General features: G+C 63.1%; 16 protein-coding genes. 5 read left to right on the top strand and 11 right to left on the bottom strand.

Annotated elements, in window-relative coordinates:
* Nucleotides 1-199 precede the first annotated feature (199 nt).
* The gene (gene carB, locus NMG70_RS25840) at nt 200-3,697 is read left to right on the top strand and encodes a carbamoyl-phosphate synthase large subunit (RefSeq protein ID WP_254027140.1); all 3,498 of its coding nucleotides are present in this window, start codon (nt 200-202) and stop codon (nt 3,695-3,697) included.
* A 177-nt stretch (nt 3,698-3,874) separates the two neighbouring features.
* On the opposite strand, the gene NMG70_RS25835 is transcribed toward carB, so the two are convergent.
* The gene (locus tag NMG70_RS25835) at nt 3,875-4,339 is read right to left on the bottom strand and encodes a hypothetical protein (RefSeq protein WP_254027139.1); all 465 of its coding nucleotides are present in this window, start codon (nt 4,337-4,339) and stop codon (nt 3,875-3,877) included.
* Nucleotides 4,340-4,729, bottom strand: a complete 390-nt coding sequence (locus NMG70_RS25830) for a DUF6152 family protein (protein ID WP_254027138.1) — start codon at nt 4,727-4,729, stop codon at nt 4,340-4,342. It lies immediately after the preceding gene.
* Between the two features lie 514 nt (nt 4,730-5,243).
* On the opposite strand from NMG70_RS25830, the gene NMG70_RS25825 reads away from it, so the two are divergent.
* Nucleotides 5,244-5,564 (top strand): DUF1476 domain-containing protein, encoded by a 321-nt coding sequence (locus NMG70_RS25825; protein ID WP_077380386.1) that lies wholly within the window; start codon nt 5,244-5,246, stop codon nt 5,562-5,564.
* Nucleotides 5,565-5,680: 116 nt separating this feature from the next.
* Here the strand turns inward: NMG70_RS25825 and NMG70_RS25820 are convergent, their stop codons facing one another.
* From NMG70_RS25820 to NMG70_RS25800, 5 genes are all read right to left on the bottom strand, one after another.
* Nucleotides 5,681-6,232, bottom strand: a complete 552-nt coding sequence (locus NMG70_RS25820; RefSeq protein ID WP_254027137.1) for a DUF4142 domain-containing protein — start codon at nt 6,230-6,232, stop codon at nt 5,681-5,683.
* 170 nt (nt 6,233-6,402) lie between these two features.
* The gene (locus tag NMG70_RS25815; protein ID WP_254027136.1) at nt 6,403-7,140 is read right to left on the bottom strand and encodes a DUF899 family protein; all 738 of its coding nucleotides are present in this window, start codon (nt 7,138-7,140) and stop codon (nt 6,403-6,405) included.
* A 154-nt stretch (nt 7,141-7,294) separates the two neighbouring features.
* Complete coding sequence (locus NMG70_RS25810; RefSeq protein ID WP_254027135.1) at nt 7,295-7,726, bottom strand: lysozyme inhibitor LprI family protein; 432 nt, start codon at nt 7,724-7,726, stop codon at nt 7,295-7,297.
* Between the two features lie 157 nt (nt 7,727-7,883).
* Nucleotides 7,884-8,372 (bottom strand): GNAT family N-acetyltransferase, encoded by a 489-nt coding sequence (locus NMG70_RS25805; RefSeq protein ID WP_254027134.1) that lies wholly within the window; start codon nt 8,370-8,372, stop codon nt 7,884-7,886.
* 110 nt (nt 8,373-8,482) lie between these two features.
* Nucleotides 8,483-9,346 (bottom strand): lytic transglycosylase domain-containing protein, encoded by an 864-nt coding sequence (locus tag NMG70_RS25800; RefSeq protein ID WP_254027133.1) that lies wholly within the window; start codon nt 9,344-9,346, stop codon nt 8,483-8,485.
* Between the two features lie 179 nt (nt 9,347-9,525).
* Between NMG70_RS25800 and NMG70_RS25795 the strand changes: the two genes are divergently transcribed.
* Nucleotides 9,526-10,095 carry a methylated-DNA--[protein]-cysteine S-methyltransferase gene (locus NMG70_RS25795; protein WP_254027132.1) on the top strand — a complete coding sequence of 190 codons (570 nt, stop codon included), beginning with the start codon at nt 9,526-9,528 and terminating at the stop codon, nt 10,093-10,095.
* A gap of 12 nt (nt 10,096-10,107) precedes the next feature.
* Here the strand turns inward: NMG70_RS25795 and NMG70_RS25790 are convergent, their stop codons facing one another.
* Nucleotides 10,108-10,434 (bottom strand): hypothetical protein, encoded by a 327-nt coding sequence (locus NMG70_RS25790; RefSeq protein WP_254027131.1) that lies wholly within the window; start codon nt 10,432-10,434, stop codon nt 10,108-10,110.
* A 329-nt stretch (nt 10,435-10,763) separates the two neighbouring features.
* Between NMG70_RS25790 and NMG70_RS25785 the strand changes: the two genes are divergently transcribed.
* Nucleotides 10,764-10,976 (top strand): cold-shock protein, encoded by a 213-nt coding sequence (locus NMG70_RS25785; protein WP_023678332.1) that lies wholly within the window; start codon nt 10,764-10,766, stop codon nt 10,974-10,976.
* 517 nt (nt 10,977-11,493) lie between these two features.
* Here the strand turns inward: NMG70_RS25785 and NMG70_RS25780 are convergent.
* The 3 genes from NMG70_RS25780 to NMG70_RS25770 all read right to left on the bottom strand — a co-directional run bounded on the left by NMG70_RS25780 (nt 11,494) and on the right by NMG70_RS25770 (nt 13,965).
* Nucleotides 11,494-12,105 carry a glutathione S-transferase family protein gene (locus NMG70_RS25780; RefSeq protein WP_254027130.1) on the bottom strand — a complete coding sequence of 204 codons (612 nt, stop codon included), beginning with the start codon at nt 12,103-12,105 and terminating at the stop codon, nt 11,494-11,496.
* Nucleotides 12,106-12,220: 115 nt separating this feature from the next.
* Nucleotides 12,221-13,075 (bottom strand): EAL domain-containing protein, encoded by an 855-nt coding sequence (locus tag NMG70_RS25775; RefSeq protein ID WP_254027129.1) that lies wholly within the window; start codon nt 13,073-13,075, stop codon nt 12,221-12,223.
* Nucleotides 13,072-13,965 (bottom strand): EAL domain-containing protein, encoded by an 894-nt coding sequence (locus NMG70_RS25770; RefSeq protein ID WP_254027128.1) that lies wholly within the window; start codon nt 13,963-13,965, stop codon nt 13,072-13,074. The genes NMG70_RS25775 and NMG70_RS25770 overlap by 4 nt, the downstream gene beginning before the upstream one ends.
* A gap of 205 nt (nt 13,966-14,170) precedes the next feature.
* Between NMG70_RS25770 and NMG70_RS25765 the strand changes: the two genes are divergently transcribed.
* A complete protein-coding gene (locus NMG70_RS25765; RefSeq protein ID WP_254027127.1) occupies nt 14,171-15,373 on the top strand; it encodes a pyridoxal phosphate-dependent aminotransferase in 1,203 nt (400 codons plus the stop codon).
* Nucleotides 15,374-15,396: the final 23 nt, after the last annotated feature.

Below are 15,396 nucleotides of genomic sequence, written 5' to 3'. Positions count from 1 at the left end.
CCTACTGCCCTACTGCCCTACTGCCCTACTGCCCTACTGCCCTACTGCCCTACTGCCCTCCTCGCATTTTAGGGGGTTACATCAGGCAAAACTCTTCCCTATAAGGCCCTCCTAGCCTGATACCAGAATCGCGAGCACAACCGGCCGGGTCTTCCCGTCCGGTTTTTCGTGCAAGCCGCCTGCCGAACGGACCCTCGATATGCCAAGACGCACCGACATCAAGTCGATCCTGATCATCGGGGCCGGCCCCATTGTCATCGGTCAGGCCTGTGAATTCGATTATTCCGGCACCCAGGCCTGCAAGGCGCTCAAGGAAGAGGGTTTTCGCGTCATCCTGGTCAATTCCAATCCGGCCACCATCATGACCGACCCGGAGCTGGCCGACGCCACCTATATCGAGCCGATCACGCCGGAAGTTGTGGCCAAGATCATCGCCAAGGAGCGGCCGGACGCGCTGCTGCCGACCATGGGCGGCCAGACCGCGCTCAACACCGCATTGTCGCTGCGCCGCATGGGTGTGCTCGAACGCTACAATGTCGAGATGATCGGCGCCGACGCCACGGCAATAGACAAGGCCGAGGACCGGGCGCTGTTTCGCGAGGCGATGAAGAAGATCGGCCTGGAAACGCCAAAATCGATGCTGGCCAACGCCACCGACGTCAAGAATGCCGACCGCAAGACGCATGAGGCGGAGCGCGCCGCGTTGAAGGCCGAGAAGCCCGAAAACCTCGACGCCGCGCTCGACGCACTCGAAACGCGCTGGAACCTCGGCGAGGGCGACCGCAAGCAGCGCTACATCAGCCACGGCATGGCGATCGCCGCACAGGCGCTCGACCATGTCGGCCTGCCCGCCATCATCCGCCCGTCCTTCACCATGGGCGGCACCGGCGGCGGCATCGCCTACAATCGCGCCGAATTCTACGAGATCGTCCAGTCCGGCCTCGACGCCTCGCCGACGACCGAAGTGCTGATCGAGGAAAGCGTGCTCGGCTGGAAGGAGTACGAGATGGAGGTTGTTCGCGACAAGGCCGACAACTGCATCATCGTCTGCTCGATCGAGAACATCGACCCGATGGGCGTGCACACCGGAGACTCGATCACCGTCGCCCCTGCCCTGACCTTGACCGACAAAGAATACCAGATGATGCGCAATGCCTCGATCGCAGTGCTGCGCGAGATCGGCGTCGAGACCGGCGGCTCCAACGTTCAGTTCGCCGTCAACCCGGCCGACGGGCGCCTGGTGGTGATCGAGATGAACCCGCGCGTCTCCCGCTCGTCGGCTCTCGCCTCCAAGGCGACCGGTTTCCCGATCGCCAAGATCGCGGCAAAGCTCGCCGTCGGCTACACGCTGGACGAGTTGGAGAACGACATCACCGGCGGCGCCACGCCGGCCTCGTTCGAGCCGTCGATCGATTACGTCGTCACCAAAATCCCGCGCTTTGCCTTCGAGAAATTCCCCGGCGCCGAGCCGGTGCTGACGACGGCGATGAAGTCGGTCGGCGAGGTCATGGCCATCGGCCGCACTTTTCAGGAATCGTTGCAGAAGGCGCTGCGTGGGCTTGAAACTGGCCTCACCGGCCTCGACGAGATCGAGATCCCCGGCATCGCGCACGGCGCGGCCAGCCACGCCGACGACCGCAACGCCATTCGCGCTGCCCTCGGCACGCCGACGCCCGACCGGCTGCGCATGGTGGCGCAAGCTATCCGCATGGGCACCTCGCTCGAAGACGTGCACGCCATGTGCAAGATCGACCCGTGGTTCCTCGAACAGATCGCCGGCATCCTCAACATGGAAGCCCGCATTCGCGAGCACGGCATCCCCGAAGACGCCGCCAATCTGCGCATGCTGAAGGCAATGGGTTTTTCCGATGCCCGCCTCGCGTCCTTGGTCAGGAAAGATGTCGAAGATGTTCAAAGGATACGCGAAAAGCTCGACGTTCATCCAGTTTATAAGCGCATCGATACTTGCGCCGCCGAGTTCGCCTCGCCGACCGCCTACATGTACTCGACCTATGAGATGCCCTTCGCCGGTGCGCTGGCCAATGAAGCGCAAGTGTCGTCGCGGAAAAAAGTCGTCATCCTCGGCGGTGGCCCGAACCGCATCGGCCAGGGCATCGAGTTCGACTATTGCTGCTGCCACGCCGCTTTCGCCCTGCGCGACGCCGGCTTCGAGGCGATCATGGTCAACTGCAACCCGGAGACCGTGTCGACCGACTACGACACCTCGGACCGGCTCTATTTCGAGCCGCTGACGCCGGAGGACGTTTTGGAGATCCTGCGCGCCGAGCAGGCGTCGGGCGAGATGGTCGGGGTCATCGTCCAATTCGGCGGCCAGACGCCGCTGAAGCTGGCGGATGCGCTGGAGAAGGCTGGCATCCCGATCCTCGGCACGTCGCCCGACATGATCGATCTCGCCGAAGACCGCGACCGCTTCCAGAAGTTGTTGCACAAGCTCGGCCTCAGCCAGCCGAAGAACGGCATCGCCTATTCGGTCGAGCAGGCCCGCCTCGTCGCCGGCGAGCTCGGCTTCCCGCTGGTGGTGCGCCCGTCCTATGTGCTCGGCGGCCGCGCCATGCAGATCATCCACGACGAGAGCATGCTGCAATCCTACCTGCTCGACACCGTGCCCGGCCTGGTGCCGGAGGACATCAAGCAGAAATACCCCAACGACAAAACAGGCCAGATCAACACGCTCTTGGGCAAGAACCCGCTGCTGTTCGACACCTATCTCAGTGGCGCCATCGAGGTCGATGTCGACTGCCTATGCGACGGCAAGTCGACCTTCGTCTCCGGCATATTGGAACACATCGAGGAGGCCGGCATCCATTCGGGCGACAGCGCCTGCTCGCTGCCGGTGCACTCGCTGCCCTCGGAGCTCGTCGACGAACTGGAGCGCCAGACGGCCGCACTTGCCCGCGCGCTCAATGTCGGCGGCCTGATGAACGTGCAGTACGCGATCAAGGATGGCACGGTCTATGTGCTCGAGGTCAACCCGCGCGCGTCGCGCACCGTGCCCTTCGTCGCCAAGACCATCGGCCGCCCCATCGCGAAAATTGCCGCCCGCATCATGGCCGGCGAGAGCCTGGAAGACGCCTTCGCCTATTACGGCGCCATGCCCGACCCCAAAAATCCCGGCCACATCGCGGTCAAGGAAGCAGTGTTCCCCTTCGCCCGTTTCCCCGGCGTCGACATATTGCTCGGGCCGGAAATGCGCTCGACCGGCGAGGTCATGGGCCTCGACCGCGACTTCGCGCTGGCCTTCGCCAAGAGCCAGCTAGGAGCGGGTGTTGATCTCCCCCGCGCGGGCACGCTGTTCGTCTCGGTGCGCGACGAGGACAAGAAGGGCATATTGCCGGCGGTCAAGCGCCTTGCCGGCCAGGGTTTCAAGGTAATGGCCACATCCGGCACCGCCCGCTTCCTCGCCGAGAACGGCGTCGTCGCCGAGAAAATAAACAAGGTGCTGGAAGGCCGCCCGCACATCGAGGACGCCATCCGCAACCGCCAGGTGCAGATCGTCTTCAACACCACGGACGGCCAGAAGGCTGTGTCGGACTCGAAATCGCTGCGCCGCGCCACGCTGATGCAGAAAGTGCCGTACTACACGACGCTCTCGGGGGCTGCGGCAGTGGCGGAGGCGATCGCGGCGCTAAGGGCGGGGAGTCTGGAGGTTCGGCCATTGCAGGAGTATTTTTCCTAAAGCGATTAGCTGATCTCCCCCAAGTGGGCGAGATGGCCGGCAAGCCAGAGGAGGGCGCTGTCCCGCCAACGTCGCGATTCCAACTGCACCGGATCCGGTCCAGGACTATCGCACCGATCCGCGGCCCCCGAGGGTCATGCGAGATCCCTGATGAAGGCACGCTGTGCCGACGCCCGCTCAGTTGAGAAACCCGATAAACCGTCCGGCGAACAGCACCGACGTCCACAGCACCAGCGACAGCACCGCCAGGATGGTGACGGTCCCGCCGGCCGGCTCGTCGCCGCCTTTTGCGTAGCGCATGAAGACCAGGAAGTTGGCGCCGGCGAGGAGTATGAGCGTCATCTTGGTGAGAAAAATCGGCATCGCCGCATACTCCCTCGCCCTGATTGAAAAGAGCAGCGAGCCCGTGACAAGCGCGCCGGCGAACGCGGCCAATGCGGTGCGGCGCAGCAGCGCGACGAACGGCACGTAGGGCAGCGAGCGGAAGGCGCCCAAGATCCGGAGGTCCATGAGCCAGACGCTGGTGAGCAGCGCACCGATCGACATGATGTGGAGCGCATTGACTATGGGGTAGGCGACGAAGGAGGCCTTCAGCCCCCTTACGATGGCGAGTTGCTCGATGCCGGCTAGGAACTCGTCCATTCAAGCCGGCGGCATGCGGTCGGGATAGACGTCATAAGCCTTGCCGTTGACTATGATGCGGGCTGCTTTCATCCACTTCTCGGTTTCGTCGCGCGAGCGGTGGCCGATCGCGGTCACCTCGTCGCCGACTTTGGCGACCTCCTCGGTGAAGCCGGCGGCGATCGTGCGGGACGGCGGCGCCAAATCCACCCGCCAGGCCTCTCCCTCGGCGTCGACATCCAGTGTGGCGTGCGGATTGCCGATATAGACGGCTGTGATCTTGCCCCGGAGCTCAAAAAACCCATCCTGGGTCCACGACCAGCCGTGATGGGCATAGGCTACGGTGGCGGCGGCAAGAATCACTGCCGCTGCCAGCGTGACGCTCCGAATCCCGTTGAAAGGTGACTGCATCGCTCGCCTCCTCGGCTCATCTCGCCATTCGAGAGTAGGTCACGGCGCGGCGACGTCAAATCACATCGGTGCGAAGCCGTCGGCCACGCGATCGATTGTCGAAGCCGGCGCGCCGCCCCTCATCGCCCTGCCGGGACCTTCTCCCCATCCTTACGGCAGGGCAATCGCATATCGGCAAGTGCCCCCTCACCGGATTGCCAACCGAATTGCAAAGGGCAATTCGGGGCAATCCGACCTCTCCCCGAGGGGCCCGAGGGGAGAGGAGCCAGCTCTGACGCTTCGGCGGGGAGAAGGTGGCCGCGTAGCGGCCGGATTAGGGGGCAGTTCTCAGATGCGATTGCCCTCGGGCAGAGGGCCGGGGCTGAGCGGCAGCGCAAACCTGAAGCGATTGCCCTGCGGAATGAACGGTCCGGTCTTGCTTATGACATCCATGCGCGCCATGTTCGGCCCCTACCCGCCGCCCTTCTTCTCCATTGAATGAAGGTCGGAGACTCACATCTGAACGAGGCACACCATGAGCAGTATGAGAGACCGTCAGGAAGGCTTCGAAAAGAAGTTTGCGATGGACGAGGACACGAAGTTCAGAGCCATGGCGCGCCGTAACAAGCTGCTTGGCCTATGGGCCGCCGAAAAGCTCGGCAAGTCAGGCGAGGACGCCGACGCCTATGCGAAAGAGGTGGTGCGCGCGGACTTCGAAGAGGCCGGGGACGACGACGTGTTGCGCAAACTCCGCGCCGATTTCGACGCGGCGGGCGTCGCCCAGTCGGATGTTCAGATTCGCAGCGTCATGAACGACCTGCTGGCGACGGCGGTCGAGCAGATCAAAAACACCTGATAACTCCAGCTTAAAGCGCGTCGCGACGCGCTTTAAGCTCTCGTCTTATGCATGTCGGTATACCAAAACCGCTGCGCACCTCGGGTCAGGCCGAGGGCATGCTTTTGGGCGACATGCTAGCTGTGAGCGGCCACCAGATCCTTTATGTGTTTTTCGTGCATCCGCAGCGTCGCTAGCGTCTTCTTGGCGAATTCCTTCAGCGCTGGATCTTCGCCCGACTGCGCATAGGTTGAAAACAGCGCCAACGCCTGCTTGTGCGCCTCGGTCTGCAGGAGGATGTATTTCGCCTGGAATTCATCACCATCGAGCTTCTTGAGCTGGTCGAGCATCGCCTGGTCTTTCGGCAGCAAAGCCGGGCCGCTCGCTGTCACCGAGGCCGTGGTCTGGCTCTGTTCCAGAGCTGCCTTGAAATCCTCGCCAGCCTTGGTGTGGTCCCTGATCATCAGCGCAGCGAAATCCTTCACATCGGCGGCGACATTCTTTTGTTCGGCCAGCTTGCTGCTTTCAATCTCGAACCGGTTGGCGCTGGGGACGGTTCTGGAGAAGGTCTCGGTGTCGATCCTGGTTTCATCGACAACAGGTATATCGGCCGGCGCGGTGGACTGGGCGAAGGCCGCCGGCGCGCCGGCAAGCAAGGCGACCATGGCGAGCGTGAGATGCGTTTTCACAGGAAATCTCCGGGTTTGTGATCCTCGGAGAGTTCAACGCGACACAAGCAGCGAAGTTGCGCGACGGAGACAGGAATGAGGTGTCAGCGATCCTGCCAACACCCCGCTCCGCGCCAACACGCCCACCTTCTCCAACAGGAAGGAAATGTGCCTGGCTGCCAAGCTCAGTGTCAGCATGCGCCGGCATATTGCAGCTGTTCGTCCCAGTCCGGCCGGCCCTCCGGTGTGAAATCCATCAGGTTCCACAAGGGCTCGCAAGTGCCGATGGCGCGCGGGTCTTGGCCGGGTTCGGACGGCGCGAAGCCAAGCTCCGAACTCCAGAAATGCCGGATGCCATCGGCGTCGCGATGGAATACCGACAGCATCGGAAGTTGCGCGCCGTCGTCGGCTTCGGCGTGGTAGTCGCGCTTGAAGCTGTTGCCGGCCGAGGAGAGCAGCCGCATGTTCGTCCAGCCGCGATCGCGGCCAAGCGTGATCAGGTTTTCAAGCGCGGTCTTGCCCACAACGGCGAAATTGAACCCGGCGGCCTCGAGATGGCCGATGGCGCCGTCGAACTGGTCGAGCAGCGCCGTGCAGGAGGGGCATGGCTGGTCTGGACGCGGTAGCTTGGCCGTGCCGCCGCTTGTTGCCACGTCGCGCGTCTCCTGCGGGTGGCGCGGAAACATCATCGAGTAGACGATCAGCGTGTCCTTGCCGGGCGAAAACAGCTCCGACAGCTTTATGCGGGCCGGCTTGCCGTCGGCGCCTAGCCCGTCGAACACATAATCCTGTGGCACCAGCCCACCCGACGGCAGTGCCCGGCGGGCGACGGCCACATCCTCCATGGCGCGGCGCAGCTCGATCTCCTTCTGCAAGAGGATTTCGCGGGCGGCGCGGTATTCAGCGGATTCGTTGGGAAAGGTGATCATCGTCATCTCCATCTGCCGTGCTTTTGGCGGCGCGCGCCCTAAGCGGCAGCGCACCTTACCTCTCAAGGACGCATCGCGAAGCAGAGTTCCGACATTTTGCACGCCTGGCCCGGCGATGAGGCCTTAGCGGCTCCGCCTTCGCCAGGGACAGAGGCTACTGCGGCGACACTGGGCAGCTTGCATCGCCCTCCTGGCAGTTGAGATAGTCTTGAAAATCCTTCAGCCTGATGTTGGTGAGGCTCTCCTTGCAGCCGGCGATGACCATCGGATACATGCTGCCTGCCATATCGGGCGGGCCGCCCTGGAAAGCGCATTCGGCATCGCGAAAGGCGACCCAGGCGCGCTGCGCGCCGACCAGCAGCTTCTTCGTCGCAGCGTCGTCCTTCAGCCGGCCCTCGATCTGCCTGTAGGCGTGGTTGAGCTTCTTGTCGGCTTCGGTGAACGACTTGCCGGCGCATTCGTTCATGGCCGCCTGGTCCTGTGCGTCGGCGCAATCGTCGGCACGCGCAACGCCCGCAAGAAGCGGAAGGGCGAGGATCACCAGACCGGTTTTGGCCAGACCGGTTTTGAAATGTAAAAGCCGCATCGTGTTTCTCCGGTTTCGGTCGAGACCCCGCCCGCGGCACGAAAGCCGCAGGATCGCAGCTTAATGCCCGAACGGTTGCCGGCAAGATGCAGCCTGCCGCCTTGGTGGACACTTCGTTTCCGCACAATGCTCGCTGATCGGCTTCGCCAACCGCTCCTCACCCCGCCCAGTCGACTTCGAACATCCCCAGCCGCTCGTAAAGCCTGACGGCGGCAGCATTCTCAACCGTGTTGGTTTTGAGATCGACATGCGCAGCACCCCGTGCGTGAAAGGCGGTGAAGACGTGCCACATCAGCGCTTCGGCGATGCCTCGGCCGCGCGCCTCGGGGTGGACGGCAAGGTCTTTGACGAACGCTCTCGTCCAGCACAGTGCCGCCCCCGCCAGCCGACCCTTGCCGTCGATGACCAGGAAACACATAGCAGGGTCGAATTCCGCGTCGCCTGAAATGCGCGGCCACCATTCGTCGAACGGCCCGTCGGCGCCATCGTCGAACACGGTGGTCAGCAGCGTATGCAAAGCGAGCGCGTCGGCGGCCTTGAAGCCGCGCATGACAAAACCTTCCGGCCAGCGCGGCGGGACGAGCGTGTCGTCGAGGATCTTGCGCAGCCTTATGTCGTTCGGCGCCGGCGGGCGCGGCTCAGGCATGGTGTTCAATGCCTGTCGCGCAAAAGTGCGCAGCGGTTTTGCGATACCGACATGCATAAAAACAAGAACTAAAAGCGTGTCGCATGTATCCGTTCACACGCGACGCGCTTTTAGGCGTCGGGCTGCAGGCGGCGCCTAGCGCGGTCGCGGCCAAGGCCGGTTTGTTCCAGCATTCCCTTGCGCTTGGCATCGTAATAATAGCCGCTCTGGTAAAGCCGGTCGGCGCGCTTGGCGTTGCCGCCGGCCACGAGCCAGGCGCCACGCAGATATTTCACCGCATATTTCAGATTGGTCTCGGCGTCGAACAACCCGCTCGCCGGCCCGTCATAGCCCATGCCGCGCGCCGTCGCATGCTTGATCTGCATCAGCCCCCAATGGCCGCGATTGTAGGCTTTGGGATTGAAGGTGCTCTCGCGCTTGACGACGCGGCGCACCAGATCGACCGGAACCTGATAGAGGACGGCATATTTCTCGATCAGCCGCTCGATCTCGCCGCGCGGGCCCGCCGAATACTCCTTGGCAGGGCTGGTCGAAAGCAGGGCGGACGGATTCTCAGGCACGACATAGGCGGCCTGCTGAACGCCTGGCATCGTCTTGCCTGTCTCGCCGGCGACCGGCATCGCAACGGCGGCGGTCGCATAGACAGGTGCTGTGCTGGCTGGCGCGGCATCGACCGTCATGGCTGCAGGTGCAGTTACGGCCAACGGAGTCGGGCCGGCAAAGGCAGCTGGCTGGGCAGGCATCGCGGTGGGATCGACCGCCAGAGCCGCGGTCTGGACAGGCGCGATGCCGGACGATTCCGGCAGCACCGAAACCGTGTCGGGCAGCGCCAGCGCATAGCCGGCATCGCTACCAGCTGCGGCGGTTTCGCTCAGGGAAGGCACGGCATTGGTCTGCGTGGTCGAAGTGCAGCCGCTGAGACCGGCCGCAGCGAGCATCACGCCGATCGCGGGAAAGATGATTTTTGCTGGCAAGCCGCGCTCGGGTCCGGTTCGTCTGTTAAGAAGTCCTTACACCAGCGGCTTTCCCCCGGCAATCCGCAGCCAGTTGGGATTTCGAATGGTTTTCGGGTGGCAACAGACCCCTGAAAATGCGATATATCGTTCTCGATATGTACTGGATTGCCATTCGTTCCTTCGGAAAGGAGCACATCATGGAAGGCACCTCTCAAGCCATCGTCGGCCACGCCGTCTTCGAAACCGTGATCGGCTTCATCGGCATCGCCTGGAGCGAGGGTGGCCTGACCCGGCTCTGCTTGCCCCAGCGCAGCCGCGACGCCGTGGAACGGCGGCTGCTGCGCCATGCCGGCAACGCCGCTTCAAGCGCCCGACCGCAATGGGTTACCGAGTTGATCGCGTCGATAAAGGCCTATGCCGCTGGCGAGGACGTGGATTTCTCCGGTGTGCCGGTCGATCTCACCGGTGTCGACGATTTCCGCCTCGCAATCTACGACGCGGCGCGCAAGCTCGCCTTCGGCGAGACCACCACCTATGGCGAACTGGCCAAGCGCGCCGGCCATGCCGGGCTGGCGCGAGAGACGGGCGCCGCGCTCGGCGCCAACCCGGTGCCGCTGGTCATCCCTTGCCACCGCATTCTTGCCGCCGGCGGCAAGATCGGCGGTTTTTCAGCGCCAGGCGGATCGACCACCAAGGAGAAGATGCTGGCGATGGAAGGCGTGCGCGTCGGTCCGCCGCCCCCAGCGCAGGTCTCTTTTGGATTTTGAGGCCCGACATAGCTAGTCAGGAAAGATGCGCCGGCGGAAATGCCGGTCTGTTTCCACGCGCTTGCACTTGTAGACGATGCAGGAGCTGGTATCGGCGCTCGGCACCGAAGCGCGTGCCCTGACCTCGCCCATGTTGCAGAAACTCTGGCTCCGCACATAACGGTCGTATAGCGGCAGCCCCGACGTGCGCGTCGACTGATAACGCAAGATGACGGCGCCTTCCCGTGCGATCGTCGCGCGCACCGTGCCGCAGCTCATGCGGCTCGGGTCATAGCGCGAGATCGCCTGCGCCTCGGCGGCGACCAGCGTCAGGCAGGCGGCAAACAGGACAGTTTTCATGGTCCTCTCCCCAACAGCACCGGGCGCTCGGAGCCGGCGCGATCCTTCCCCGCAGCGTGCGCATAGGCGATGCGACCCGCCGCAACGCGCTACGTTGCAACGCTTTCACGCGATTGGGGCGGCCGTTGGGCAGCGCCGCATCAGCGCCTTTTTTCGTGCAGTCTTGTTTTTTGCCGAGAAGCGGACTATATGAGGTCCATTGATATTTCGGCCGATCGATCCGGGCCTCGCGATATTCGCGTTTGCTGACGTCTATCTCCAAAATCTCGATACAAACCGGCTGGACTTCGGTTCAGTCAAGCTAAAGCAAACGTATAAGGAATATCGAAATGGCAACAGGTACGGTCAAGTGGTTTAATTCCACCAAGGGTTTCGGCTTCATCCAGCCTGACAGCGGCGGCGCGGACGTTTTCGTCCACATCTCCGCAGTCGAGCGCGCTGGGCTGTCGACCCTGGTCGAAGGCCAGAAGATCAACTTCGAGATCGAGCAGGACCGCCGCACTGGCAAGTCGTCCGCTGGATCTCTGAGCAAGGCAGCCTGATTTTGCGAATGGCGCGCGCCGGGCGATAGCTCGGGGCGCGCGGCAAGTCACGGATGTACTGACGGTCGCGCGAGAAGCGCGCCGGAGCGGAAAGAACCCGACAAGCCGATGTAGCAGATTGCTGCCGGCCCGGCCAAAGCGCTCCCGATCAGGCTACCAAGCATGGGAAGGCGGGATTTTGTCCCGCCTTTTTGCTGTCCGGATTTTAGACGCCGACAATTGGCGAAACCGGCGATGCAGCGTCCTTCTCCCCGTCACTATACGGAGAGACGTGCCCGGCAGGGCGATGAGGGGCAGCGCAACGCATCAGGATTAGCTACCCGTCGCGGAGCCAAGCACGCTATTGCGACAGAGGCTGGCGCCGCCCCTCATCTGGCTGCCGCCATCTTCTCCCCGTATAGTGACGGGGAGAAGGACGCTTTCGCCGAAGCTTTCGCCGATCGCTGACGTTGCTTAGGAAAATCGGCGACCGGGATAATCTATGCCCACGCCGAGCGGCGCCTCCAAGGCAAACATATCAAGGCAGCCACTCCATCGGCACATGCCCAGGATCGGCCTCCACCCGTTTCAGCCAGGCCGCAACCGCCGGGTAGGCGTCGAGCTGAAAACCGCCCATCTCGGCCGTATGCGTATAGGCGTAGAGCGCGATGTCGGCGACGCTCAAGGCCTCACCGGCAAAGAACGCACTGCCCGCCAGATGCTTGTTCATCACGCCGAGCGCCTTGTTACCGCGCTCGAGCGTAACCGCCAGCCGTTCCGGCGTCGCGTCCCTGGCCCGTTCGGGAAAGGTCAGCAGCGCCTTGCGCACCGCGATATAGGGTTCGTGGCTGTATTGCTCGAAGAACAGCCATTGGTAGGCCAGGGCACGCTCGTATTTGTCGGCCGGCAGCAACCGCGTGCCTTCGGCGAGATAGAGCAGAATGGCGTTGGATTCGGCAAGCCTCCTGCCGTCGTCGAGCTCGAGCAGCGGCACCATGGCGTTCGGGTTCTTGGCGACATAGTCGGGCTTGCGGGTGTCGCCGGTATGCGAACTCACCTCGACATTGGTGAAAGGGATGCCGAGCTTGGCCATCAACAGGCGCGGCTTGTAGCAATTGCCGCTGTCGATCATTCCATAGAGTATGGTCATTGGTGCTCCCATCGCCACTCCCCTTCGGAGGAGACGCCTTTACCGGCAATTATCCCGGCAGCGACGGCATCATCCAGTGATTTGTTTTGGCGCAACCATCAGCGCCGCTGATAGATCACCCAAACAACGGCACGACGTTGTTGGCCATGCCAAGCAGCCTGTCGATGGGCAGCGGCTCCTCGTCGAAGACCGTGCCGGCCAGCGCCGGCCGGGCAAGGTAAAAACCCTGGATCAGGTCGACGCCGCCGTCCAGCGCGACGCGCAGATGCGTGGATTGCTCGATGCCTTCGACCAGCACCTTGGCGCCGCGGTCATGCAGCGCCGAGACCAGCGGCCGGAAAAACCGTTCGGCGGCGGCATGGCGGCAGAATTCCGCGAACCAGGTGCCGTCGATCTTGACGATGTCGGGCTGGACAAGGGCGACCCGTTCTTCCGTCGAATGCCCGGTGCCGAAATCGTCGATGGCGATGCGGATCCCGTCACGCCGCATCTCGCGCCCGAGGTTAACGAGCACCTTGTCGTCGGCCGCCTGCTCGGTGATCTCGCAGACCAGCATGCCGGGGTGCAGGTCGAACTCGGCGAGACGCCTGGTCATCAGCCTGATTTCTGCCAGCGCCCGCCGGGGGTCATCATTGATCAGCGGATTGTAGTTGAAGAACAGGTCGAGCCCGCCGACGCCGATGTTGCGGAAATTCCGCAGATGCAGCACCCGGCACATCGTCTCGACGAATAGGCGATCCGGCACGGGGATGCCCTCGAAGAATACGCGCGGCGCGACCGGCCTGCCGGCGCGGTGCGGCTCGATCAGGCCTTCGACGGCGACGGCCTTCAAAAACCTGCCGCGCGGCGCAAAAATCGGCTGGTAGGCGCTCCTCAGCCGGAACGCGCCATAGACGCCATATTCGATCCCGACTTCGTCGGCAAAGATTGCATCGCCGACATTGCGCCGCCTGTCGGGCCGCCCGGTCACGGCACCACCTTGCGCCCGAAAGCCCGTTTCGGCCGCGGCGAAGGCGAGACGGTCGCGGGCGCCTCGCCGACATCGGGCACCGTCACTGGCGTCTGCCTGTCCTTGCCGAAGACGTGAAAGCTGGTCGGTGCAAGCTCGGGGCGCGCCAGCGCGAATCCCTGCACCATCGAGGCTCCCGATTTCTCGGCCAGTTCAAGCTGCCAGCCTTCCTCGATGCCCTCGAACACGGTGCGGATGCCTTGCTGTTCGAAACTTGCCACCATGGCGGTCAGCAGTGCGAAACCGGCGCCGGACTCCATCAGCTGCATGACCCAGTGGGCATCGAATTTGACGATGTCCGGCCTGAGCTCCTTGATGCGGTTGATGTCGGACTCGTCGGCGCCGTAGTCGTCGACGGCGATGCGAAACCCATTGGCCCTGAGTGCCTCGACGAAATTGTAGAGGGTTTCCTGCGACGCTGATTTCTGCTCGGTCACCTCGCAGACGACGCGGTTCGCATCGATCCCAGCCTCATGCAGCACCAGCCGCATGTCGCGCAGCGCGTTGTCGGCGATGCTGCGATCGGTGAACACCGACGGATCGAAGTTGATGAAGATGGATGCCTCCTGCGGCAGGCAGGCGCCGGCGTTCAAAAGGTGCAGCGTCCTTGTCAGCGCCTCGATATGCAGGCGGTCGACCGTCGGACAGGAGTTGAAAAAACTCACCGGCGACTGCGGCTCGGCGTCGCGGAACGGCCGGATCAGGCCCTCGAATCCGATGATGGGCAATTTGCCGTTGCTGAAGGCAAAAATCGGCTGGAAGGCGCTTTGCAGCGTATAATTGCCCCAGACACCGCTGGCGGTGCCGTCGTCGTGACGGACGATATGGGCAAGCCCGATGCTGCGCGACACGGTTCCTCCCGTTGCGAGACTGGTGGAATGGGTCGTGATCCAGCCACCCCGGGTTTTACCGCGTGTAAGTGAATTTATTGTTGCCGGATTTGCCGGGGATTTGAGGTCTGCTCATCCGACAATGCTTGCGCTTGGCGGGATGATGCGACATGAGAGACGCCGCGGTCGGACGGACCGCCTGGCCCTACAAGGAGACAACGCCGTCATGGCCTTTCTTGCCGACGCCCTTTCCCGCGTAAAGCCTTCCGCGACCATCGCAGTGACGCAGAAAGCGCGCGAGCTGAAAAACGCCGGCCGTGACGTGATCGGGCTGGGTGCCGGCGAACCGGACTTCGACACGCCGGACAACATCAAGAACGCTGCGATCGAGGCCATCCGCCGCGGCGAAACGAAATATCCTCCGGTTTCCGGCATCGTGCCGCTGCGCGAGGCAATCGCCAAAAAATTCAAGCGAGAGAACAATCTCGATTACCGGCCGGAACAGACCATCGTCGGCACCGGCGGCAAGCAGATCCTGTTCAACGCCTTCATGGCGACGCTGAACCCCGGCGACGAGGTCATCATTCCGAGGCCGTACTGGGTCAGCTATCCGGAGATGGTAGCGATCTGTGGCGGCACCCCGGCCTTTGCCGACACCTCCATCGACAACGGCTTCAAGCTGACTGCGGCGGCGTTGCAAAAGGCGATCACGCCGCGCACCAAATGGCTGTTGATGAACTCACCGTCGAACCCGTCAGGCGCCGCCTACAGCGAGGCTGAATTGCGCGCTCTGGCCGACGTGCTGCTCGAACACCCCAATGTCTGGGTGCTGACCGACGACATGTACGAGCACCTGATCTATGGCGATTTCGTCTTCACGACCATCGCCGAGGTCGAGCCGAAGCTTTATGAGCGCACGCTGACCATGAACGGCGTGTCGAAGGCCTATGCGATGACTGGCTGGCGCATCGGCTATGCGGCCGGGCCGGTGGCGCTGATCAAGGCGATGGACATGATCCAGGGCCAGCAGACCTCCGGCGCCTGCACCATTGCCCAGTGGGCATCGGTGGAGGCACTGAACGGTCCGCAGGATTTCATTGCGAAAAACAAGGCGATTTTCCAGGCTCGGCGCGATCTCGTCGTGTCGATACTCAATCAGGCGCGCGGCATCACATGTCCGTCCCCCGAAGGTGCTTTCTACATCTATCCGTCCTGTTCCCAGTTGATCGGCAAGAAGACCAAAGCCGGCAAGGTGATCGACAGCGACGAAGCCTTCTGCTCAGAACTGCTCGAGGCCGAGGGCGTGGCGGTCGTGTTCGGTTCGGCATTCGGCCTCGGCCCGAACTTCCGCATCTCCTATGCCACGTCGGAGGCGCTGCTCGAAGAGGCCTGCGCGCGCATCCAGCGCTTCACTGCCTCGCTGACCTGATCAGGCGCATCTCGAACTCCAAA

Source organism: Mesorhizobium ventifaucium, from assembly GCF_935822925.1.
Classification (GTDB): domain Bacteria; phylum Pseudomonadota; class Alphaproteobacteria; order Rhizobiales; family Rhizobiaceae; genus Mesorhizobium; species Mesorhizobium ventifaucium.
Note: the sequence above shows the minus strand (reverse complement) of the source record. Positions and strands in the feature narration are given on the sequence as shown.